General features: G+C 67.0%; 20 protein-coding genes. 11 read left to right on the top strand and 9 right to left on the bottom strand.

Annotation, left to right across the window (positions count from 1 at the left end; translation table 11 throughout):
• Positions 1–258: 258 nt before the first annotated feature.
• From JGS39_RS14055 to JGS39_RS14035, 5 genes are all read left to right on the top strand, one after another.
• On the top strand, positions 259–1,788 hold the full coding sequence (locus JGS39_RS14055) for a DnaB-like helicase N-terminal domain-containing protein (protein ID WP_264302853.1): 1,530 nt from the start codon (positions 259–261) through the stop codon (positions 1,786–1,788).
• A gap of 296 nt (positions 1,789–2,084) precedes the next feature.
• Positions 2,085–2,873: a DUF2637 domain-containing protein gene (locus tag JGS39_RS14050; RefSeq protein ID WP_219569290.1), complete on the top strand. Its 789-nt coding sequence runs from the start codon at positions 2,085–2,087 to the stop codon at positions 2,871–2,873.
• A 319-nt stretch (positions 2,874–3,192) separates the two neighbouring features.
• A complete protein-coding gene (locus tag JGS39_RS41665) occupies positions 3,193–3,744 on the top strand; it encodes a MobC family plasmid mobilization relaxosome protein (protein ID WP_219569288.1) in 552 nt (183 codons plus the stop codon).
• A 5-nt stretch (positions 3,745–3,749) separates the two neighbouring features.
• Positions 3,750–5,483 carry a relaxase/mobilization nuclease domain-containing protein gene (locus JGS39_RS14040; RefSeq protein WP_219569287.1) on the top strand — a complete coding sequence of 578 codons (1,734 nt, stop codon included), beginning with the start codon at positions 3,750–3,752 and terminating at the stop codon, positions 5,481–5,483.
• A 473-nt stretch (positions 5,484–5,956) separates the two neighbouring features.
• The gene (locus JGS39_RS14035; RefSeq protein WP_219569285.1) at positions 5,957–6,811 is read left to right on the top strand and encodes a DUF4231 domain-containing protein; all 855 of its coding nucleotides are present in this window, start codon (positions 5,957–5,959) and stop codon (positions 6,809–6,811) included.
• 899 nt (positions 6,812–7,710) lie between these two features.
• Here JGS39_RS14035 and JGS39_RS14030 read toward each other — a convergent pair.
• From JGS39_RS14030 to JGS39_RS14005, 6 genes are all read right to left on the bottom strand, one after another.
• Positions 7,711–8,076: a hypothetical protein gene (locus JGS39_RS14030; RefSeq protein WP_236063746.1), complete on the bottom strand. Its 366-nt coding sequence runs from the start codon at positions 8,074–8,076 to the stop codon at positions 7,711–7,713.
• A 21-nt stretch (positions 8,077–8,097) separates the two neighbouring features.
• Positions 8,098–8,685 (bottom strand): class IV adenylate cyclase, encoded by a 588-nt coding sequence (locus JGS39_RS14025; protein ID WP_219569281.1) that lies wholly within the window; start codon positions 8,683–8,685, stop codon positions 8,098–8,100.
• 20 nt (positions 8,686–8,705) lie between these two features.
• Complete coding sequence (locus tag JGS39_RS14020; protein WP_219569279.1) at positions 8,706–9,359, bottom strand: class I SAM-dependent methyltransferase; 654 nt, start codon at positions 9,357–9,359, stop codon at positions 8,706–8,708.
• Positions 9,277–9,918 (bottom strand): P-loop nucleotide/nucleoside kinase family protein, encoded by a 642-nt coding sequence (locus JGS39_RS14015; protein WP_308120406.1) that lies wholly within the window; start codon positions 9,916–9,918, stop codon positions 9,277–9,279. Before JGS39_RS14015 ends, JGS39_RS14020 begins: the two co-directional genes overlap by 83 nt.
• Entirely contained in the window at positions 9,911–10,813 is a 903-nt protein-coding gene (locus JGS39_RS14010; protein WP_219569277.1) for a radical SAM protein, read from the bottom strand. The genes JGS39_RS14015 and JGS39_RS14010 overlap by 8 nt, the downstream gene beginning before the upstream one ends.
• Positions 10,814–10,921: 108 nt before the next feature.
• Entirely contained in the window at positions 10,922–11,614 is a 693-nt protein-coding gene (locus JGS39_RS14005) for an HAD family hydrolase (protein WP_219569275.1), read from the bottom strand.
• A gap of 98 nt (positions 11,615–11,712) precedes the next feature.
• Between JGS39_RS14005 and JGS39_RS14000 the strand changes: the two genes are divergently transcribed.
• Complete coding sequence (locus JGS39_RS14000) at positions 11,713–12,486, top strand: phospholipase D family protein (protein WP_219569274.1); 774 nt, start codon at positions 11,713–11,715, stop codon at positions 12,484–12,486.
• Positions 12,473–12,940 (top strand): NUDIX hydrolase, encoded by a 468-nt coding sequence (locus JGS39_RS13995; protein WP_219569273.1) that lies wholly within the window; start codon positions 12,473–12,475, stop codon positions 12,938–12,940. Before JGS39_RS14000 ends, JGS39_RS13995 begins: the two co-directional genes overlap by 14 nt.
• On the opposite strand, the gene JGS39_RS13990 is transcribed toward JGS39_RS13995, so the two are convergent.
• A complete protein-coding gene (locus tag JGS39_RS13990) occupies positions 12,928–13,491 on the bottom strand; it encodes an HD domain-containing protein (RefSeq protein ID WP_219569271.1) in 564 nt (187 codons plus the stop codon). The two genes, JGS39_RS13995 and JGS39_RS13990, sit on opposite strands and share 13 nt — an antisense overlap.
• A 288-nt stretch (positions 13,492–13,779) precedes the next feature.
• Here JGS39_RS13990 and JGS39_RS13985 point away from each other — a divergent pair, with 288 nt between their 5' ends.
• A complete protein-coding gene (locus JGS39_RS13985; protein ID WP_219569269.1) occupies positions 13,780–16,059 on the top strand; it encodes an NACHT domain-containing protein in 2,280 nt (759 codons plus the stop codon).
• Between the two features lie 475 nt (positions 16,060–16,534).
• Here the strand turns inward: JGS39_RS13985 and JGS39_RS13980 are convergent, their stop codons facing one another.
• Both JGS39_RS13980 and uppS read right to left on the bottom strand, forming a co-directional pair.
• Positions 16,535–17,953 carry an oxygenase MpaB family protein gene (locus tag JGS39_RS13980; protein ID WP_236063741.1) on the bottom strand — a complete coding sequence of 473 codons (1,419 nt, stop codon included), beginning with the start codon at positions 17,951–17,953 and terminating at the stop codon, positions 16,535–16,537.
• A 116-nt stretch (positions 17,954–18,069) separates the two neighbouring features.
• Positions 18,070–18,828 (bottom strand): polyprenyl diphosphate synthase, encoded by a 759-nt coding sequence (gene uppS / locus JGS39_RS13975; RefSeq protein ID WP_306070931.1) that lies wholly within the window; start codon positions 18,826–18,828, stop codon positions 18,070–18,072.
• Positions 18,829–19,303: 475 nt separating this feature from the next.
• Between uppS and JGS39_RS13970 the strand changes: the two genes are divergently transcribed.
• From JGS39_RS13970 to JGS39_RS13960, 3 genes are all read left to right on the top strand, one after another.
• Positions 19,304–19,600 carry a DUF3303 family protein gene (locus JGS39_RS13970; protein WP_219569265.1) on the top strand — a complete coding sequence of 99 codons (297 nt, stop codon included), beginning with the start codon at positions 19,304–19,306 and terminating at the stop codon, positions 19,598–19,600.
• Positions 19,601–19,729: 129 nt separating this feature from the next.
• The gene (locus JGS39_RS13965) at positions 19,730–20,314 is read left to right on the top strand and encodes a hypothetical protein (RefSeq protein ID WP_219569263.1); all 585 of its coding nucleotides are present in this window, start codon (positions 19,730–19,732) and stop codon (positions 20,312–20,314) included.
• A 13-nt stretch (positions 20,315–20,327) separates the two neighbouring features.
• On the top strand, positions 20,328–21,329 hold a 1,002-nt coding region (locus tag JGS39_RS13960), incomplete at its 3' end, for a peptidoglycan-binding domain-containing protein (protein WP_219569261.1).

Genomic DNA, 21,329 nt, shown 5'->3' with positions numbered 1-21,329 from the left:
GGGGCCCGACGGACAGCCGGGGCGATGGTGAAAACTAAACACCATTCCGGAACCGAATGCAACCGTTGCGCTTCCGAAAGCGTCAGGTACTGTAGACGTCCGCCCTCGAACGGGGGTGAACGCAAAAAGCCCCCGACGCTACGAACGTCGGGGGCCAAGCACGAACTCTCGTAACCGCCCATCCCTGAACGATTGACCCGCGTGGCCTGGGATTCGCCGTCCCGTACGGCCCGCAAGTTGAGGAGCTCAATGTCCAGTATGGACGAACCGCGGCCGAACGCGCCACACCTCGCGGGAACCGGCGGCCAGCCCACGGCGGGCGACCTCACCGCGGTTCCGCCGCACGACGTCGACGCCGAAGCCGCCGTGCTGGGAGCCTGCATGCACAAGGCCGCGGTGATCGACGAAGTGCGCCAACTGCTCGACGCGGCCGATTTCTACCGCCCCGCGCACGAGACGGTCTGGCGCGCCATCCTCGCTCTGCACGGCGAGGACAAGCCGACCGACCCCATCGTCCTGTCGCACCAGTTGCGCGCCCAGGACGACCTGGAACGGGTCGGCGGTGTGGTGTACGTCCACCAGCTGGCCGACGCCGTGCCCTCGACGAGCGGCGCCGCCTACTACGCCGGCATCGTGCGCAGGTTGGCCGACCTGCGTCGCTTGCGCGCCTCCGGCATCCGGACCGCCCAGCGCGCGATGGAGCCGGGCGCCGACCCGGACGCCATCCGCAGCGAGGTGGAGTCGGAGGTCCGCATCGAGCGCGAGCGTGCACTCGCCTCGGGACAGGGTCGGCTCTCCCGGTTCATCACCGACGGATGGCTCTTCGTCACCGAGACTGGTGCCGACACCGAGCCGCTGTGGGGCACGCGGGAGCAGACGGCCTGGTCATCCGGCGAGAGCCTGATGATCGTGGGAGCACCCGGCGTAGGAAAGACCACCCTGGCTCACCAGGTGATCCTCGCCCGCCTGGGTCTGGCGGACAGCGTCCTGGACATGCCGGTCGCACCGAGCCGACGGGTGCTGTACCTGGCGCTGGACCGGTACAAGCAGATCGCCCGCGCCATGGCCCGCAGCATCGGGCCCGAACACGAGCAGCGCTTGCGCGACGGGCTCGCTGTGTGGCAGGGACCTCTGCCCGCCAGCCTGGACAAGGAGCCCGACCTCCTGGCAGACCTCGCCGCCGCTCACCAGGCCGACACCATCGTGATCGACAGCCTCAAGGACGCGGTGAGCACCCTGGTCGACGACGCGCTTGGCGTCGCCTACAACAACGCCCGCCAGCGAGCCATGCGCAACGGCGTCGAGATCATGGAACTCCACCACCAGCGCAAGGCCACCGAGGGCGCCCCACGCGCCCAGAAGCCCACCCTGGACCGGGTCTACGGCTCCACCTGGATCACCTCCGGCGCAGGCAGCGTCCTCTTCATCGCCGGGGAAGCGGGCGACCTCGCCGTCACCCTGCATCACCTCAAAACACCCACCGGCGAGATGGGCCCCCTCCAGGTCATCCACGACCACGAACGTGGTATCTCGACGCTCGACCCTGCCCTCGACCCAGTCGCCATCCTGCGACAGCGCCCCGACGGCCTGACCGTGCGCGAACTCGCCATGATCCAAAGCGGCCAGAACAACCCCGAGCGCTCGGCCACCGAGAAAGCCAGGCGCACCCTGGACCGACTCGTCAGGGCCGGACTCGCAGGCAAGGCCGAAGGGACCGCAGGCGGCACCGGAGGCGGCCAGCAAGCCCGCTACCGCGCCTCAGTCCGCCATATCGGCGCCGTCTCCTGACCTGATCGCCGAACGCCGGGACCGTACACGAGGGCGTACACGCACCCCTCCCCCGCGCACCGGCGCACGCCTCACCGCAGGCGTACACGCCAAGCACAAAACCCCAGGTCAGACGATCACGCGATCGTTCACGCCGTACACGCACGCCAGCGTTCACGCGTGAGCCCCCCTCTAGAAGGGGGCTCACGTGTACGCCCCCTTCGTGAACGCCGTGATCGCCTCCGCAGAACCATCCCGGAGAACCCCGCATGACCACACCCGCTACACCCCACGACACCCCCCGGCACACTCACGCGATGCCCCGCGCCCAGGACAAGAGGCGGCAAGCAACGCCCCAGCACGGTGCCGAGCGATACGCCCTCGCCGCGGCCGGAACCGTCATCATCGCCCTCACCGCCGGCGGCTTCTGGCTCTCCTACGCCCACCTTGCCCAGGTCGCCGGACAGCATGGGCTGGGAAGCTCCCCTGTCCGGCAATGGGCCTGGCCCGCGACCCTGGACGCCTTCATCGTCGCGGGCGAACTGCTGATGCTCCGCGCCGGCCTTCGCCGGGTGACCGACTGGTGGGCGGTCGGTCTGACCGCCATCGGGTCGGCCGGATCCATTGCGCTCAACGTCGCCGGGGTGAGCGGCACGGGCAACGAGAGCGTCGCACCCCTACTCGACTACGTGGTCGCGGCGGTTCCCCCGACCGCAGCCCTGCTGGCTTTCGGAGTGCTGATGCGGCAGATTCACCAACTGGTCGACCGAGCTTCCGACCGGCCCGCCACCGGTTCCGGCGAGACGCCGGAATCGCCTGCCGTACCGCCCGCGCCCACCGGACAATCACAAGCCACCGCATCCGGCCCCCGGAACGCGCTGCCCGGAATCTCGAAGAGCCTTCCGCGAGGCGGCCGACCGGTCAGCGCAACGGTCGAGGAACTGGTCGAGATCGGGCGGATCGCCGCGGCGGAGAAGCGCAAGCTCACACGGGGCATCGTCCAACAGGCCATACGGGACAAAGGACACACGGTCGGCGGCCAGAGGCTGACCGAAGTCATGGAAATCCTCCGGTCGGAACCCGGCGCCGATCGGAACGTCAGCTGATCGCCCGCCATCCGGTGGCCGGAACTCCTCCGGCCACCGGTCAGAGCGTGCCCCGCCCCTCCGCCTGATCGCTCGTTACCGCCTACGGCCGTAGCCGTGCCCCCGCATGCCGCCATCCCTCCCGCGCTACTCCGGAGCAATATCCGTGACCCACGACCCGCACCACCCCGACTCCGAAATCGGATCGCCGCTGACACTGACGAAGTCGCCTACGCTGACAGAACGTGTGCGGCGGGCGTTCGGACGGGCTGCTCCTGGCGGAGCCAGTAGTACCCCGAGTCCGACTCATGGCCGGTCTTCGGGGGTCTCTGCCCCGGGGGTGGCGGAGACGTCCCAGCGCCAGGGGGCGCCGGACCAGGTGGCCGTGACCGAGGGCGGCCCCGACCCGGACACGCTTCACGCCACCCAGCAAACGATCCTCCGCCCGACGCACACCGACACCCCCGCCGTCAGCGACCCCGCCGTGCAGAGCGTCCAGCCAACGATCCGTCGGTTCACCGGCGACAAGCGCACCAAGCGCGTCGGCCCCATGCGCTTCACCGACGACGAGCACACCAGCCTGCGCGAGGCCGCAGCCGAGCACGGCTACAAGGGCGAATCCGGGTTCGCCGCCGACATCGTCCTCGCCTTCCTCGACGGCCGCTTCACCGCGAACCTCCCCCTGTCCGAGGATCGACGCCGCACCCACATGTTCCGTGCCCAGGTCCTGCGCGCCCTCAACCGCACCGGCGTCAACGTCAACCAGATCGCCCGCGCCCTCAACAGCGACTACACCCCGCCCGACATCCGTCAGCACCTCGACGAACTCCACCGCCTGCTCACCCTGATCGCCGGGGCTCTGCGCGAGCCCACCGACGCGACGGAGGTCTGATCCGCGTGATCGCCGCTATCAAGCCCGCCGGCTCCAACACCCGCGGTCTGCTCGCCTACCTCTACGGCCCCGGCCGGCACGACGAACACCTCGACCCGCACCTCGTCGGCGGATTCTCCATGCTCGGCATGCCCGACCCCGGCCGCGACGAAAACGCCACTCTCACCCAGCTCGCCCGCGACCTCGACGAGCCCGTTCAACTTCGGAACAGCGAGTTCGGCAAGCCTGTCACCGACCATGTCTGGCACTGCCCCGTCCGCGCCGCACCCGAAGACCGCTACCTCTCCGACACCGAGTGGGCCGAGATCGCCCAGCGCATCGTCCACGCAGCCGGCATCGCCCCCGCAGGCGACGATCTGGCCTGCCGCTGGATCGCCGTACGCCACGCCAACGACCACATCCACATCCTGGCCACCACCGTCCGCGAGGACGGCCGCCGCCCCAAGCTCCACGGCAGCGGCATCCGCGTCGGCAACGAGTGCCGGGAGATCGAGAAGGACTACGGACTGCGACCCCTGACGAAGGGCGACCGCACCGCCACCCGGCGCCCCACCCAGGCCGAGATGCACAAAGCTGAGCGCCTCGGCTGGGAGCAGACCAGCCGCGAATGGCTCCAGGACCAGATCCGCGCCGCCATCCCCCACACCACCAGCGCCGAACAACTCCTTGGCTACCTCGAAGCCGACGACATCCTGGTCAAACCCCGCCGCGGCCCATCCGGAGACCTCCTCGGCTACGCAGTCGGCCGGCCCGGCGACTTGAACAAGGACGGCGAGCAGATCTACCACCCCGGCGGGAAGATCGCCCCCGACCTCTCCCTGCCCAAACTGAAAGCCCGTCTAGAGACCAGCGCCCCCGAAGAACACCCCACCGCCCGCCGCAACCAGTCCACCACTCCCTGGCATCAGGCCACTGACGCCCTCGACACCCTCCACGCAGAGATCACCGGCACGAACGCCGATGACGGCGGGGACGCACGAGCACAGGCGCACATCACCGCCCTGGGCGAACTCCTCGAAGCCACCGCCCAGAAGGCCCCCGTCAACCTCCGCCCCCACCTGCAAGCGGCCAGCCGGGCATTCGCCCGTGCCCAACGCTCCCAAGTACGGGCCGAAGACCGGGCCGCCCATGCCCTGCGGACCGCCGCCCGCGACATCGCACACACCGCTACCGGCCCCGACAGCAGCGCGCTCGCAGCCTTGGTCGCTGCACTCGTCTGGGCAGCCATACTCGCCGGACGCTGGCACGAGGCCAAGGGTCATGCACACCAGGCCGACGCCGCCCGCCAAGCCGTCCAGCACCTCCATCCAGCAGCCGACGACGCACTCGCTCCGACGCTCACCGAACTCGAAACCCGCCGCACCACGGAGGAGACCCGCCGCACCCTGGCCAGCGACGTACGCGCCGCCGTTCCTGAACACGCCGAGCGGATCCTCGCCGACCCCGGCTGGCCCGCCCTCGCCACCGTCCTCGCCGACGCTGAAGCCGGCGGCCACGAACCCCACCAGCTCCTCAAGAGAGCCGCCGCCCGCCGAGAGCTCGGCACCGCCCACAGCCCCGCCCGCGTCCTGCTCACCCGCATCCAGCACACCAGCCGCAACCCCGCACCCAACCGCCGCGCGGAAGCAGCCCGCCTGCGAAGCACCACCGCAGCAGCCTTCAGCGCGCCGTACGCCGATACCCAGCCGCCCACGGCACCCTCAGCCCCCACGAACAGGCTAAGCCGCCCACGCCGCTGACCCCAGCAAGGAGAGCTCGCTCCCAGAGCCCGCCAGCAGCACGAGCCCGCCCCACCACACTCCTGTCCGATCCATCAGGAGTCCTGCAGCCCTGGACCGCAATCCGCCGGATCGACTTCAAGTACCGCCTTGGCCCCGCTTGCCACGCTCCAGTGGCGCGTCTCACCAGGAGCTTCTTCTCCCCGCCCGGAAAACGATTCCTTAGGGAGAAGATTCCCTTCTTGGAAAAAAATGAGAGAGATCATCGAAATTTGATCTTGGCCTGTATTCAACATCGATGACGATCACACCTGTTGAGCGAGGAACTAGTTCTCGCCATTCGGATCTTGGCAAAATTTCCCCCGTGGGTAATGGCTTGCAAGGCGCTCTTGTTGGCCCGAAAGGCCGGTTCTACGATCGCCCACTCGTGTTACCGAAAGCTACCGGGCGTTTCATCTGCCGCTGGGGTGGCTTGAACTAAGTGGGGGTCGCTGGTGAGTTGGGGAAGTGCTGAGGCAAATGAGATTTCTGAGGCTGATGAGGCTCGACGCCAAGAGGAATACCGGAGCAGCGTCAAGAGATTCGATGAGATCGAAGATGACCTGCGGACATCGCGAACCTTTCAAAGGATATATGTTCTCTGCCTGCTGGGCGGCATAATCCTTACGTTCCTCCTCGGCTACACGGTTATCGTGGGTCTCTGGAAGTCGCAGCCTGTCTTTACTAGATGGGCAGGGCTCATCATCGTCAACTGCCTCTGGGTGGCGATGGGGTGGGCATTATGGAAGAACCGAAAGAAGGTTGTTGCTCGAACTGGCGCGCTGCGCAACGCACTTCAGGATCGGCAAACTGCCGCTGCCAAGCTACCTCTTGACTCCCCTTCCGGACTTCGCATCTACCGCGAAGCGTCGCTTGACCTGATTGATCAGTACCGAACTTCAGCGAACAAAAATCGCCGGATTCACAACGTCTTTCAGGGCATCATCATCACTGGGTCAATTGTCACTTCGACGCTTGCGGCAATGAATGAGGGCAGTAGTCAAGTGCTGCGCCTTTCTGCGGCTTCCCTCAGTGCACTCGTCGGAATTTCGGCAGGCGTCACCGGATACTTCAAGTTTCGCGAACGAGGATACAATCTGCAATCCACGGCCGATGATATCGAGAAGCACTATAACGCATCACAATTCATGCTCGATGAATACGCTGGGCGGGATGGCGAACCGCCTCTTCCTGAAGCTGAACGGCTTCGGATATTTGCGCGTTATGTGGAACGGCTGAAGGAAGAGCAGCGCAAGCGCGAGCTTCAGCTCGAAACATCCAGCTCCGGGAATGAGGAGCGCGCGAGCTGATGTTTGTCCTGTGCAACCCTGCGCACTCCGTCGCAATGAGACGCTTGACGGGGCCTTCTGGAGTCCGGAAATGAGGGCGCGGCAAACCAGGTGGCTCCTCGCTCCGCTCTGGCAATGGAGGGCTCGACGCCTCGCAGACGCTCATGGCCTATCTATGTCTGACTCGACGGCTTGGTGTCTTGTCGCTCTCGCGCGAGACCCAGTGGAATACATGCCGCTCGTTCGGCACGTAGTGCTTCAGCGATCGCTGGGGGCATCGATTACTCCAGGGGTGATCCTCGATTCGTGGCGGGACCTTGATTCGTGCGAGAAAACGAGACGCGTTGCTTGGCTCAACCGGTATGGAGCTACACCTCTGTACCGATTGGGCGTGCCCGAAGAAATCATCGAGTTGGCGGGCCTGCACGTAATTGAGTGGCAGCTCCCGCCGGGGCGAGACGCGGCTTCCTTGGTTGCTCAGAAACGCCCTCACTTTCCGGGAGATGTCCAGTAGAGCGTTTGTGAGAGGCCGACAGGCACTGGCTATCTTTTTATGCCCCCACGAGGAAGTAGAATTATTTATGTGACCGTTCCAACGCGAGGTGAGAAGCATGATATTTTCTTCCTCCGGCGATGGTCGCTCTTTTACTCGGTGCTCGCAGACTCTCCGATGCTGATTGAATTGGAAAGCGGTCATGGTGCAATCCTCAAGGCCAGAGCCCGCGTCGGAGGCCCCTGCCACAGCCGCAGATCGGCAACGCCGGCATCGTCATTAGAAGCCCGCGGCAAGACGCCGCAGCAATAACGGCTGCTGGGCCGGTCACCATGCGTGGTGACCGGCCCAGCAGTCGGCGTACTTCTGATTGCGGATCCTTCGCTGTGAAGAGACGTCACGGGGCTATTTAGTTCTGCCGTCGTCCTCACCCACGACGCAGCACGCTGCCCCGCGCGCGATGCTTACCAACGCGGCGTCCGCCAGGTTGCTCGGCCGTCGCGAACGTTCTCAACGGGGCCGGACACGACGGTGCATCGTGGAGGAGGATGGCCTGCCAGACCTGCTCTTGCAGGGCCCGGATGCACGGACCACAGGCGTACATGGCGGCCTGGGCGCCGGCCACGCTAACGGGGCCGATCCACAGAACGCGGGTCCAGCCCTGACCGCAGTAGAGCCAGCAGTGCCCATCGGTCCAGGTGTTGCCGTCGTCGGTGTCCGCCGCTGCCGGCAGACCGCCGCGGGCGAACTCGGCGACGCCGGGTACGACCCGCGGCGTCACAGCCAGTTCCATAAACACGCTCGGTCCTCAAGATCACTCGCTCGGTGCAGCCGCCCCGGCCTGCTCCTGCTTGCCGGCGTCGGCGAAGAGGAGCGTCGGTTCGGCGAGGATGTCCCGGCTGGACTCGCTCTTGTAGATCTCGTCGACGCTGCCGAACCGGGCCTGTGCGTAGTCAAGGTCGAGCAGATCTGCAGCCTGTCGGACGGATGCTTCGTCGGGTCCTTCGATCTCGACGAAGGTGGGGAGGTCCGGCCAGGTGTCGAAATCGAAGGCGACTTCGCCCAGGCGCCACTCCTCGCGGAAGTTCTCCTGGTAGCGGACTTCGCGCAGGCCGACGTTGCGGAGGATCTCGGCCATGGCGTGCAGGTCGGACACCTCGGTCTCGATCTCGGTGGTGCCGTCGATCGTCGTGGAGTCGGTGACCTGCTTCAGCGTGAGAGTGGAGCGGGTGGCCTCGTCCCTCAGGCGGACCCAGGCACCGCCTTCGAGGGCGTCGTTCTCGAAAATCTTCCGGGTGAGGAGGGTGCGCGGAAATGCCTGGACGGCTCCGAGCGCCGTCAGTTTGGCCTGGAGGCCATCGACGTCGACGGCGAGGAACTTGGCTTCGTACTCGTGCTTCATAGGTCCTTCTTTCCGTAGCTCTAGGAGGGGGTGGACGCGCGGGCGGCGAGGAGGAGGCCCATGCGGTGGTTGTGGTCCTGCAGCTGTCCGACGTGCGCCTGCTCGGTGAACTCGTTGGTCCGCAGGGTGAGCAGGACGTCCCAGTCCCCGATGAAGTAACGCCGCAGCTTCTCGGGGGATGTGTAGTGCTCAAGCACGTGGTGGCGTTGCGTGAGGGGCATCATGAACTCCGCGCCGAACAGACCGCCGGGCCGGACCAGGCGCTGCATGCGGTCGACGAACTCGCCCAACGGCCGGTGGTGGTTGGCACTGTAATGCCACGAGCAGCTCGTCCAGACGGCATCGCAGGGGGCGGTGACTGGTTCGGAGGCGAGGAAGTCCTCCTCCACGACCTGGACACGGTCGTGCAGCCCTTCCTGCTTCAGCCGCTCGATCATGCCCATCGCGTGACCGGTTCTGCCACCCGGAAGTTGGACCTCGCCGCCGTGGAGGGCGAGCGGGTCGCGCTCGATGGCGACGACCCGGTAGCCGGCCGCGGCCAGTGGCACGACGAGTCTGCCGTCGCTCGCGCCGATGACCATCACGGTGGAGTCAGGCTCCGTACGCTCCTTCAGCGCGGCGAGGAACTGAGGGAAGAAGGTGAGGGTGTGCCGCCACATGCTGGGTGTCTGCACTGGCTTGCTCTCCTTGCGGGTCGGTGCTCAGGACGGCTCGGAGTGCCTCGTCAGGGGTAAGTCCGGTGGTGTTCACGCGGTGCATCGGGAACGAGGCGTAGGCGTCGGCGATCTTGTCTGCGGTGATCTCGGCGAGGGCGTCCCAACGCGAGACAGGCTTGTCGCGCCGGGCGAGTCGGCGCTGGCGCTCGTCCTTCGCGCAGACGAGGTAGTAGGTGACGGGACGCGGGATGCCCGGCGGCAGGGAAACCGAGAGGTCGGCCCCGAAAGCGCGGTGGTTGGCCAGACAGCGTGCGAAGTAGCTTTCGACGACGACCGGGATGCCGGCGGACAGGTACCGCTGGATCTGATCGGTGGCGGTGAACAGGCCCGAGAGGTAGAAGCACATGCGCGCCTCTACGTTTCCCAGCCGGTCGACCTCCTGCCGCAGTACCTGGTAGTTGGGTGGCACGGTCGGGACCAGTACCGCGCCACGGGCGGCCGCGAGCATGGGGGCGAGCGTCGACTTGCCGGTGCCGCGGAGCCCTTCGACGCTCTCGAAGAACGTCGGGTCAGACACGTCCGTACACCACGTCCGGCACCGCGAGCGTGAGCTCGTCGGTGGCGGACGGCCGGTGGTCGATGTGATCGGCGAGCTTGTCGTACCAGAAGGCGTGCGAGTCCTTGCCGACGGCCTTGCAGGACATGGTGAGCGCGCCACGCGGGTCGGCCTCGATCCGCTCGATCTCCACGGGGCCCCCGGCGGGGAGGCAGGCGTCCGGCGCACCGAGCTCGGACAGGTCCTCGTCGAGGATCACCTCGATGCCCAGCTCGGCCGAGGCCAGGCGCTCCCGCAGACGGGTGTAGGCCGTGGCGTCGTTGACGAGGAGCTCGGGGTGGTCCGCTGCGTTGCCGACCGGCCGGAGGCAGTGGAGTTTCAGCTGCTCCACCCCGTAGTGCTGCAATGTGCGGGCGAGCGGCAGAACCTCGTCGATGTTGCGTGAGGTGACCGTCATGGTCGCGCCGGCGCGGACGCCGAGCTGCTGGGCGATTTCGAGTGCGCTCAGGGCACTGCGGTAACTTCCGAACTTCCGGATCTTGTCGTTGGTCGTACCGATGCCCTCCAGCGACACCCGGAGCAGGTCCAGGTCGGGGGCGATCTCGGTCAACCGGCGCTCGATGCGGTAGCCGTTGGTGCAGATCTCGACCTGCATGCCCAGGTCCCGCTTGGCGTACCGGACGACCTGGGCGAGGTCCCGATAGACGAACGGCTCGCCGCCCAGCAGGGTGACGGCCTCGGTGCCGTACTCGTCGCGCATCAGCGTAAGGAGGTTGACCGCCTCGTCCGTGGTGAAGGCGTCGGCGTGCTGAAGCCGTTTGCCGTGGAAGCAGTGCAGGCATTCGAAGTTGCAGCGGTAGAGCAACTGCAGGTACAGCATCCGGATCCTGCGGATCCCGGTGACTTCGCTGATCACGAGGGTCTCCTTCGAGGCGCTTGCCTGGTGGGAGACCTGATATTGGCGGGACAGGTACGGACCTCGTCACCGCGTATCGGGACGCTGTAAGGACGTCCTGGGACGTTTTCAGCGTGCGGAGAGTCCCTCCAGGATCCCGAGTACACGGCCGGTGTCCGTGAGATCGGGCAGGACCGTATGGGCGCCGGCGTCTGCCAGCTCCTGGGCGCTGTGGACGCCGGAGGCGACCGCGATGATCTCGGAGCCCGTGGAGAGTGCGGCTTCCACGTCCCTTGGGGTGTCTCCGACGAGCACGACGGGCACGCCATCCTGGGCGCCCCGCAGTCGCTGGGCCCGCTCCCGGGCGACAGCGACCAGGTCGGGGCGCTGGAGGGCATCGGCCCCGTAGGCACCGACCGGCAGGTCGAGGAGTGGATCAAGGCCGAAGGCCGCGACCTTCACGCGGGCGTTGTCCGCGATATTGCCGGTGAGCACCGACGACACCCAACTGCTGCGTACAGAGACCTCCTTCAGGACTTCCCGTACGCCGGGCAAGGCTGTTCCCCGACGACTGAGGTCCTGGAGACGCGCCTCCCCTGCGTCGGACAGCGCCCCCTCGACCGCTGCCCAGTCCGGCTCGGCCAAGCCGTTCCGCTCGAACATGTCGCGCATGATCAGCCGGTCCGTACGCCCTTCCGTCCGCGCCGGCCCTGCGGGCGCCCTTCCCGCCAGGGCCGTGAAGGCGGCGGCGTAGATCTCCTTGCTGACCCCGGCGTTCTCGATGAGGGTGTGGTCGATGTCCCACAGGACGATGAGCTCCATGCATCCAGCGTAAATACAGCAGCCATGACCCCCTCCTTCCATGGAACGTCCCGAAACGTCCTTGCCGCTCCTGACCGGTCTCGGCTTGTATAGCGTCTGTGAACGAGCGATTGCACTCCGTGCTCGCCCAGCGCGGCATCCCACCCGAATCACTCGCCGAAGTCTGCGAGGTGGACCCCAAGACCGTTGGCCGGTGGCTCGGCGGACGCGTTCCCCATCCTCGCCACCGCTTCCGCGTGGCCAAGCACTTACGGGTGGAGGAACTGTTCCTCTGGCCCGCACCGGCGCCGAGCACGCAGCAGCAGCTCACTGGTTCAGGACAGGAGCTGATCGGGACCTACCAGAACCGGGCGAGCGTCCCGCGCGACACGTGGCTGTCGCTGCTCAACGGCGCCCAGGAACAGATCAGCGTCCTCGTTTTCTCCGGCACCTTCTTCGCCCAGTCCAACCCCCACGTCGCCAAGATGCTCGCCGAGCGCGCGTCGAACGGGGTGCGAGTGCGGCTCTGCTTCGGCGACTCGAAGGGCCAGGCGGCAGCAATCCGGGGCCACGAAGAGGGAATCGGCGACACACTCGCCGCCAAGATCCGTGCCTCCCTGACCTACTACCGGCCCTTGTTGTCCGAGGCCGGATGCGAGGTGAGGCTGCACGACACCACGCTCTACACCTCCATGTTCCGGTACGACGATGACCTTCTGATCAACCCGCACGTCTGGGGCCAGCCGGCCAGCGCCAACCCCCTCCTCCATCTCCGCAGAGCAGACACGGCGGGCTGGTTCGACAATTACGCTCAGAGTTACGAAGCTGTCTGGGCCACCGCACGGCCCTGGACACCAGACCAGGAGGAGCCCTCGCCACATGGGCAGGACTGAGTACTACAACGACCCCAAGGCCCCCAAGGCGAACACGCTCATCCCCGCCAATAACCTGCTCGTCGTCGACGACGACGGCGCCATACTGCTCCAACGCCGCCGGGACACCGGCCAGTGGGCCCTGCCCGGAGGAGCCCAGGACATCGGCGAGACCGCCGCCCAGTGCGCCGTCCGTGAATGCCTGGAAGAGACCGGGATCATCGCCGAGATCACCGGATTCTTGGGGGTCTACACGAACCCGAACCACATCGTGGCCTACACCGACGGCGAGATCCGCCAGCAGTACGAGAACACCTACATCGGCCGGCCTGTGGGCGGTGAGCCCACGATCAACGACGAGGCCGACGGCGTCCGCTACGTCCAGCCGAGCGACCTGGACCTCTACGACATCCACCCCAGCATGCGCCAGCAGATCGGAGACTACCTCGCAGGCACGTACCCCTACCTGGGCTGAGCCGCCAACGCTGCTTCCACCCGCCCCACGGCCGCGAGGATGTCCGGCGACGCCCGACGGATGAACCGCCCCACCAGGCTGTCCGCGCCATAGCGAACGGCGATCTCCGCCAGCCGGGCCTCGGCAAAGGTGACCTCGCCATCGGGTGTGGTCGTCATGTCGCAGTAGGTGAGCGCGTCCACCAGCAGTTGGTCGTCCAGCAGCGGAAACTCATCCTCCAGCACGTCCCGCAGCCCGCGCTCCTCAGCCTCCAGCAACGCCATCGAATGATTCGCCACCAACCGGACCAGCCGTTCGCCCGCAGCAGGGATGTCACGCAGAAACCGAGCACCATCCAGCGGGTGGAAGCCGGTCGCGGCCAGCCGCGGCGCGTAACCCACGTCATGCAACACCGCAGCAGCAACTAGCAGGTCCGCCGCATCTCCGACGACCTCTGCCAATTCGTCTGCGCGCCGCGCGACGCCTTGCGAGTGAGCCCATCGACGGGGAAGTGGCTCACGCAACTCCACCTCGGCCACCGAGCCCGCCCACTTCACCGTCGATGCGTTCATGCTCAGTACGTGCCCAGGCACGATCCGGCTCAGTCTCAGCCGGATCGATCACAACGTCCTATCCAGAGGCGTGACACGGGAGCTAACTCGCATCGGCAGGAACGCGCCGCCCTCGGAATCATGCTGCTGGAGCGTCCACCAGGCGGGAGGCTCCTGTCTCGGTCTCCTACAAACGCTACCCACGCCGCTCGCGACCACGCATTGCCCAACTCTGCACCAGAAGAGCTCCTATCAACCCCCGTTCTAGCCATATGATGTGACGTCAGTCACGGTCCGAAGGGGGTCCTCGTGCCATCGAGCGAGAAGCAGCAGGATGAATCAGAATTCGAGGCCGAGGTCCTGCGGATATCTCGGGCGCTCTTCGCGCCAGAGAACGAGTTTCAGGGTTCGACCTACATCGGCACTGCTGAACGTGACGGTGTCTTCGTCGGACCGGACTCAGTCACGATCGTCGAATGCACGGTTTCGGGACGCAAGGACAAGGCAGAGAAGGACGGCAGGAAGCTCCACGAGGCATGCCTAGCCAAATCCCGAGAACACCCGTTCAAGGCCGTCAAGGGCTTCTTCGTCACTCGGGATGAACCCACCGCCGTCCAACGCGCGGTCATCAAGGGCTTCGGCCCGCCTCTCGTCGCCTGCAGCTTCTCCCAGCTGCGCGGACAGCTCGTCGACTCCCTGAAGTACCTTGAGTTGCGCAGCTCGTACCCCTTCGGCAGTGCGCGCGAGCCGAGTAGCGGCAACCACGAAGACCTCAAACCGTACGTGGCCGTTGATCCGGTGGAAAGCGGTACTGGGGAGCCTTTCTCGGTTGCTCGCGTGACCGAAGAGGTCAAGCACGGCAAATCCGTTCTCTTGTACGGCGATTACGGGGCGGGTAAGAGCATGCTCCTGCGCGAGCTGCACCGGCGTCTCGCAAAGGCCCACCGCAAGAACACGTTCGGCCCATTCCCTATCCTGCTCAACCTGCGTGACCACCAGGGCCAGGTCTACCCAGTGGAAGCTCTAGAGCGGCACGCTCGCGAAATCGGCTTTCCGGCACCCGCACAACTGGTCCGAGCGTGGCGTGCGGGTGATGTGACACTTATCCTGGACGGCTTCGACGAGATCGCGACGCCCGGTTGGATCGGCAAGACGTCCGCAATGCGCGACATCCGTCGCCGCTCCGTTGAACTCGTACGCCGCTTTTGCCGCGATACACCCGCCTCAACCTCCGTCGTCCTCGCAGGCCGTGCACATTTTTTCGACAGTGAGCGCGAGATGCGCAACGCGCTTGGCGCCCGCGACGACGCCCTCTCACTCATGGCGGGCGAGCCATCAGAGGAGCAAGCAAGAGAGATTCTGGACGCCTATGGCTGGCGCGATTCCCTCCCAGACTGGCTTCCCTCACGCCCTCTCCTGCTGAGCTACCTGGGCTCGTCGAGTGCACTCCAGAATTCCATTGAAGGGACGTTCGGCCGCTCAGCCGGCGAAGGTTGGCACATGATGCTGGACCGCATTTCCGAGCGTGAGGCCGACATGGAAATGGGGGTGGACGGGTTCACTATCCGAAAAGTTTTGGAACGACTCGCTACCCAGGCTCGGCGCTCAGCAGATGGGCTTGGTCCCATCTCCCAGGAAGAACTAACGTCCGTCTTTCATTCGGTGTGCGGCTATGCCCCTGACGAGGGCTCGTACCAACTTCTACAACGGCTCCCAGGGCTCGGGGCTATGGATAGCGTTGACGGCTCACGGCGCTTCGTCGACGTCTCCCTCGTCGATGCCGCCCGCGCTGGGGACGTCGTGGCCTGCATCCTCGAACCAAACACAGATAGTCCGCTGTTGGAGATGACAGGTAGCATCGCTTGTCTGGACGAAGTCGGCGTTGATGTCGCCGCCGTACGGCTGGAGGAAGAAAGCGCCGCGAGTTCAGGGCGCGCTTACTCGTCTGCGAATGCTTTCCAGCGCCGGGGCGTCTCAGACGCCGTCATCGCGGACATCATCCGCGTCTCCGCGCGCCTATGGCCAGAGGAAGAATCTCGCACACCGATCTCTGTCCACGAGGTGGAGTTTCGGAGCTTTTCGCTGTCCGCCGACGCCAAAGGCTACGACTGGCTGAGTTTCCACGATTGCGTGATCCAGGAACTCGACCTTACAGACCACGACGGTTACGCGCTCCCACACTTCCAGAACTGCCTCATCGGGCAAATGGTTGGGGTTGCTAGTTGGTCAGCACTACAGGATGGCCGGTTCGTCGAATGCGAGGTGGCTCAGTTCGACGCACAGATGTCGACGGCTAAGGGGATCCTCGCCCTGAAGACAACACCGATGAACAAGGTAATGCTTACGATACTGAAGAAGGTCTACGCCCAGCGAGGCACGGGGCGGAAGGAGTCTGCACTCTTCCGCGGACTGGATACCAAACACAGAGAGCTAGTTCCAGATGCATTGCAGCGTCTCACCGCAGAGGGGCTCATCACCTCCGCTCGGTCCAGCAGTACCCGGCTATGCCTCCCAGTCCGGGGCGCGGCAAGCCGGGTAAGGCGCATCCTCCAAGCTCCCCAGTCGAGTTCCGACAGCATCCTTGAGTAGTTCGGCTGTGAAGTCACTCGCAGCAAGGGCGCTGCGCGTAGCCCGGCGATTGTGATTTGGCTTGGGCGGGTGCGCCCTCGGCTCTCTGCCTGACGGAGACCGCAAAGCGATCAACTGTGTCGGACACCGTGCCGCCAGTCAATGAGCGCGAGCGATGGGTCTCAGTTCTGGTCTCATTCACCCCCATCCAGCCCCGTCCGGGCAGGGCCGGACAGAACGCTCCGCCGCAGGCCAGAACGGGAGTGGCCCGCGCCGGACCCCAAGGCGAACATTTGGAAAGCGTGTTGGGGGCAACCCCTCACGAGTTCGAATCTCGTATCCTCCGCCATTGCTCTCACCGGGCAATACGTTGAAGGGCCCCGCAGCTTGCTGCGGGGCCCTTCGGCGTTGGCGGTCTCGGATCCGGTCTCGTACAGGCGTACGCCGCCCGCGCCGACGAGCGCGGGCGGGCGAGGGGGCCGGGGGGTTCGGTGTTCTACGCGTCGGAGAGCAGTGGGTCGTAGGGGGTCGAACGCTGACGGCCTGACATGAACGACAGGAAGTCCCGGACGAAAGCGCTTCGGGAGTAGCGTCCTTCGGCATCAAGGACGGATCGCCCGAAGCCTCTCCTGAACAGGGCCCGGTACTCCTCGGCGTCGATGGACTGGTCACCGTCCGCGTCGGTGGCATCGAAGAGGGCCTCGGCGACCCTGATCAGCGCCGGTCCTGCCAGGGACGGGGCCGCGGCCACGTACTCGTCCTCGCTCACCCGCCCGTCCCCGTCGCTGTCCAGGGCGGCCTGGAGTTCCCGCCACCACGCGGCGAAGGCGTCGTACAGGCGGGTCTCCTCCGGCTCGTCCAGGTCGAGACGGGAGCAGAGTTCGCGGGCCATGGCGGCAAGATCGGGCCAGTCCAGAAAGCCGTTCCCGGTCTGGTCCAGTACCTCGGTGAAGAACGCGCGGGCGCCCCGCTGGTTCCCGGCCCCGCCCTGAGCGCCCGTAGCGCCCTGTTGTGCCGGCACCGGTGCGATCAGCCGGAACAGCGCGCCGGCCCGTTTCGTCCGGGTGCGCAGAGTGGTGAGTGTCACGGCCAAGGGGCCGTCACCGTCCGGCGACAGGTTGAGCAGACTGACGACGTTCTCCGCCTGCACCCAGTTGTCGGGCAGGGCCCGGGCCAGACGGGCGGCCATGTAGGCGCCCTGCATCAGTGTCTGCGCACCGGGGACCTCCGGCAGGCCTGCCCTGCGGCGGAAGACCTCGGGGAGGGACGCCACGGTGACGGTGCCGATGACCGGCCCCGCGAGCGCACGGCCGGTCGCCCAGACTGTGGGCATCCCGGCGAACAGCGGCGGTGCCGGCAGATGCTCGAAGAGCTTGTAGAGGATGATGCGCAGCGCCTCCGTGTTCTGCAGTTCCTCCGCGACCATGCGGTCGTAGTACTGCCAGAACTCGGGCAAGGTGGGCGGCAGATGGCCCGCCCCGTCCCCCAGGGCTGCGAGGAAGGCACGGAATTCGGCGTAGAGCCCCTCCATGGTCTCCTGGTCCAACGGCTGACCGCTCAGCCGGCACATGGTGACCGAGCTTTCGAAGAGCGTCGCGACCACCCACGCCCGCACCTCGGGGTCCATCGCGTCGTAGGGCTGGTTCCTGGCGTCCGTGCCGCTCAGCCGTGCGTGGAGGCGGTTGAGCCGTGCCGCCTCCCGCTGCCTGATGTCGTCGTCGGCTCCGAACATGCGCTGCAGGCTCACGAGGGTGTTGCTCAGCCGTCGCCACGGGTGCACCACGAAGGAGGAGTTGTCGGCCAGCGCCGCGCCGATCTGCGGGTGGGCGGCTTCCAGCACCGTGGCTCTGACGACGGCCAGTGCCCAACGGGGGTCGTTGAAGAAGCGGTGGAACTGCGAGCCGGGCCCGAACAGGGATTCGGCCGGCGGTGCGGTGGTATCCCGGCCGGGGTATTCGTACGGGGTTTCGGTACCGGGCCCGGGCCCGGGCGCCGCGTAGTGGCTGCTGTCCGTGTCCTTCACCTTTGAGGTCATCCCTTCGCTTGCGGTGCCACTCCGCCGAAGCGGCGGTCGCGGCCCCGGTATTCGTGCAGGCATTCCAGAAGGTGCGGGGCCCGGAAGTCGGGCCAGAGCACCGGTGGAAAGATCCACTCGGCGTAGGCCACCTGCCAGAGCATGAAGTTGGAGATGCGCTGTTCGCCCGACGTACGGATCACGAGGTCCACGTCAGGCGTGTCGGGGACCGGCAGATGCGCGGCGAAGCACGCTTGGTCGACGGCATCGGCGGGCACGCCCGCGCGGATGAGGGAGCGTGCGGCGGCAACGATGTCCTGACGCCCTCCGTGGTCGAACGCCACGGTCAGCGTCATGCCCCGATTGGCCTCGGTGAGCGTCATCAGATCGGCGAAGTCCCGGGCCAGAGGGGCCGGAATTCTCGGGTCCTCGGCTCCCAGGAGCCGGCACCGGATGCCGCGTGCGTGCAGCAGCAGCGCGTGTTTGCGCACCACGCGGCGTACCAGGCGCATGAGGAAGTCGACCTCCTCGCCCGGGCGCCGCCAGTTCTCGGTGGAGAAGGCGTACAGGCTGAGCCATTCGACCCCCGCCGACCGTGCCGCCTCGATGACATCGATCACCGTCGCCTCCGCCGCGCTGTGCCCGGACGTACGCGGCAGGGAGCGCTGCTGCGCCCACCGGCCGTTCCCGTCCATCACGCACGCCACGTGGCGGGGCACCGGCCGCCGCCCCTGCTCTCCGGACGGGTGGCGCGGCTGCGCCGGAACCGTCTGCACGGCGGCAGCCCCCTGCTGCGCGCCGGCGGGGAGGAGCTCTGGCTGCGCGCCGCCTCTGTCGGACGGCTCGCCCGTCGCGTGCGTGCGACCGGATGCTCCCGCTGCACCGAACGTCACTGAAGCGCCCCCCTCGACTCGCGTCCGCCGGGCTTCGCCGGAACCGTGGCTCCGGTTGCGGAGGGCGGCGGCAGCAGGCCCCTGGCCTGCGCATCCCCCGGCTGCTCCGCACTCAGCAGAGTGCCGGTGCCCGGCCCACGGCGCATCGCGTTGCGCGCACATTCACCCGTAGCACGTCAGTCGGAGGGTGGCGGTGGCGTGCGGGAGTGGCGTCTCCTCATGAGTCGGCCGGGATCTCCGGATGGTGCACGAGATGTTGGCTGCCCCAACCGCGCACGGTGACGCTGAGCGGGACATCGCCGGGGTCCTGAGCGCGCGGATGGATCCGCGCCGGCCCGGGGACGGAAGGAGCCACACCATGAGGGTCATGCTGCGAGCACAGCTGGACACCCAGCTCGCGAACGAGGCGGTCAAGAACGGCAGCCTGCCGAAGATCATGCAGTCGCTCGCGGAGCGGCTCAAGCCGGAAGCGGCCTACTTCGGGCCCAGCGAGGGAATGCGGTGCTGCACGTTCGTCTTCGACATGCAGGACAGTTCGATCCTGCCGTCCATCGCCGAGCCTCTCTTCGAGGGCCTGGGCGCGAAGATCGAGATCCAGCCGGTCATGAACACCGAGGACACGCAGAAGGGCCTCGCCGCGCTGCAGCGGGGCTGAAAGAGGTGCTTGCCGCGTCTCCGGAACACTTCTTGATTGCTTCTTCACAGGTCCTTCATGGGTGCGCTTCTACGTTCGTCCCGCCGGACGCAGTGGGTGGCCGGCGACGACGGTGAGGAGCACCCGGGGATGCGTGCGCGGCGGAGGTTCGAGGGCCGGCTGTGGCTGATGGGCGCGGTGTCGTTGACGGCGCTGACCCTGACGACGGGCTGCGGCGGTGACGGCGGCAGCGGTGGTGAGGTGGCTTCGGCAGCGACCGCGAAGGGCTCCGCCACCGCGTCCCCGAGCGGATCGAGTGAGCTGTCCGAGTACGTCGACGCCCAGCGCAGGTGGGTCTCGTGTCTGCGCGACGCGGGACTCGACGCCCCCGACCCGGACGCCCGGGGCATGGTCGATCTCGGCGATCAGTCGAAGTGGAAGCGCGACCCGAAGGCTCTGCAGGCTCAGGAGAAGTGCGCCGGCCTCAGCGTGGCCGTACCGGACAGCGTCGAGAAGGCGATGCAGCCCGAGCTGTCCCAGGACGAGATACGCACGAAGCAGCGGTACGCCACCTGCATGCAGGAACACGGGGCGCCCGACTTCCCCGACACCGACGAATCGGGGCACTTCCAGGACGTCACCTGGGATTCGACCTCGGCCGGGGCGAAGCGCGCCACACGGGCCTGCGCTTCCGTCATCGGCGTTCCGGACGACGCGCCCACACCCCAGGGCTGACGGGGCCGGGCGCATGGACGACATGAAGGAGCCGGGGCGGCACCGGCGCGGGCCGCTCCTGATCACGGCGGGGGTTCTCCTCGTCGCCGCGGTCAGCACGGTGGGCGCCCTCGGGCTCGGCGGAGGCGGTTCGGGCGACGCCAGGGACCCGGACAGAAACGGCCGGCTGGTTCAGGTGTCACGCGAGACCTTGACCGACCGGACGGAGATCGACGGGCAGCTCGGCCACGGTCCGGAGGTGCCGTTCCCGGTGAAGGCCCAGGGAACGATCACGTGGCTCCCCGCCTCCGGCACCACCGCGCGGCGCGGAGAACAGGTGCTGCGGGTCGACGACCGGCCGGTGGTGCTGCTCTACGGGAGCCTGCCCATGTACCGCGATCTCGGTCTGCGGCAGACGGCGGACGGCGCGGGCGCCAGGAGCGGTTCCGGTGACGGCAGCGGTTCCGGTGACGGCAGCAGTTCCGGTGGCGGCAGCGGAGCGGACTCCGGCACCTACGCGGGTGACGACGCGGGTGACAGCGGCGGTTCGTCCGGCGGCCCGGACGCCGCCGGACAGCCGGCATCCGATGCGCCGCAGCGGCCGGTTCCCCTGCACGGGATGGACGTCAAGCAGTTCGAGAGCAACCTCAGCGCTCTCGGCTACTCGGGTTTCACCGTCGACGACTCCTACACCGCGCTGACGGCCGCGGCGGTCGAGCGCTGGCAGAAGGATCTCGGACTTCCGCAGACCGGCACGGTCGACGCCGGTTCCGTCGTGTACGCGCCCGGAGCGGTCCGTATCGCCGGCACCTCTGCCCGGGTGGGGGCCGAGGCGACGGGAACGCCGGTCACCTACACCACGACGTCCCTCATGGTGACCGTCGACGCCAAGGCCACCGAGACACGTTGGGCGCAGCGTGGCACCACGGTGAGCGTGGAGCTGCCCGACGGGCGATCCGTACCGGGAACCGTGGCGAGCGTGGGCAAGGACGCCGCCGCACCGGAATCCGGATCCGGGGAGGGCGGTGCCCCGGCG

Origin of the sequence: Streptomyces poriferorum (assembly GCF_019399235.1) — a bacterium.
Taxonomy (GTDB): Bacteria; Actinomycetota; Actinomycetes; order Streptomycetales; family Streptomycetaceae; genus Streptomyces; species Streptomyces poriferorum.
This window is presented reverse-complemented; position numbering and strand designations above follow the sequence as displayed.

Coding starts and splice junctions, on each gene's coding strand:
- JGS39_RS14055 (WP_264302853.1), top strand. CDS start 259: ATGGACGAACCGCGGCCGAACGCGCCACACCTCGCGGGAACCGGCGGC.
- JGS39_RS14050 (WP_219569290.1), top strand. CDS start 2,085: ATGCCCCGCGCCCAGGACAAGAGGCGGCAAGCAACGCCCCAGCACGGT.
- JGS39_RS14030 (WP_236063746.1), bottom strand. CDS start 8,076: ATGGAACTGGCTGTGACGCCGCGGGTCGTACCCGGCGTCGCCGAGTTC.
- JGS39_RS14025 (WP_219569281.1), bottom strand. CDS start 8,685: ATGAAGCACGAGTACGAAGCCAAGTTCCTCGCCGTCGACGTCGATGGC.
- JGS39_RS14005 (WP_219569275.1), bottom strand. CDS start 11,614: ATGGAGCTCATCGTCCTGTGGGACATCGACCACACCCTCATCGAGAAC.
- JGS39_RS13995 (WP_219569273.1), top strand. CDS start 12,473: ATGGGCAGGACTGAGTACTACAACGACCCCAAGGCCCCCAAGGCGAAC.
- JGS39_RS13990 (WP_219569271.1), bottom strand. CDS start 13,491: ATGAACGCATCGACGGTGAAGTGGGCGGGCTCGGTGGCCGAGGTGGAG.
- JGS39_RS13970 (WP_219569265.1), top strand. CDS start 19,304: ATGAGGGTCATGCTGCGAGCACAGCTGGACACCCAGCTCGCGAACGAG.
- JGS39_RS13965 (WP_219569263.1), top strand. CDS start 19,730: ATGCGTGCGCGGCGGAGGTTCGAGGGCCGGCTGTGGCTGATGGGCGCG.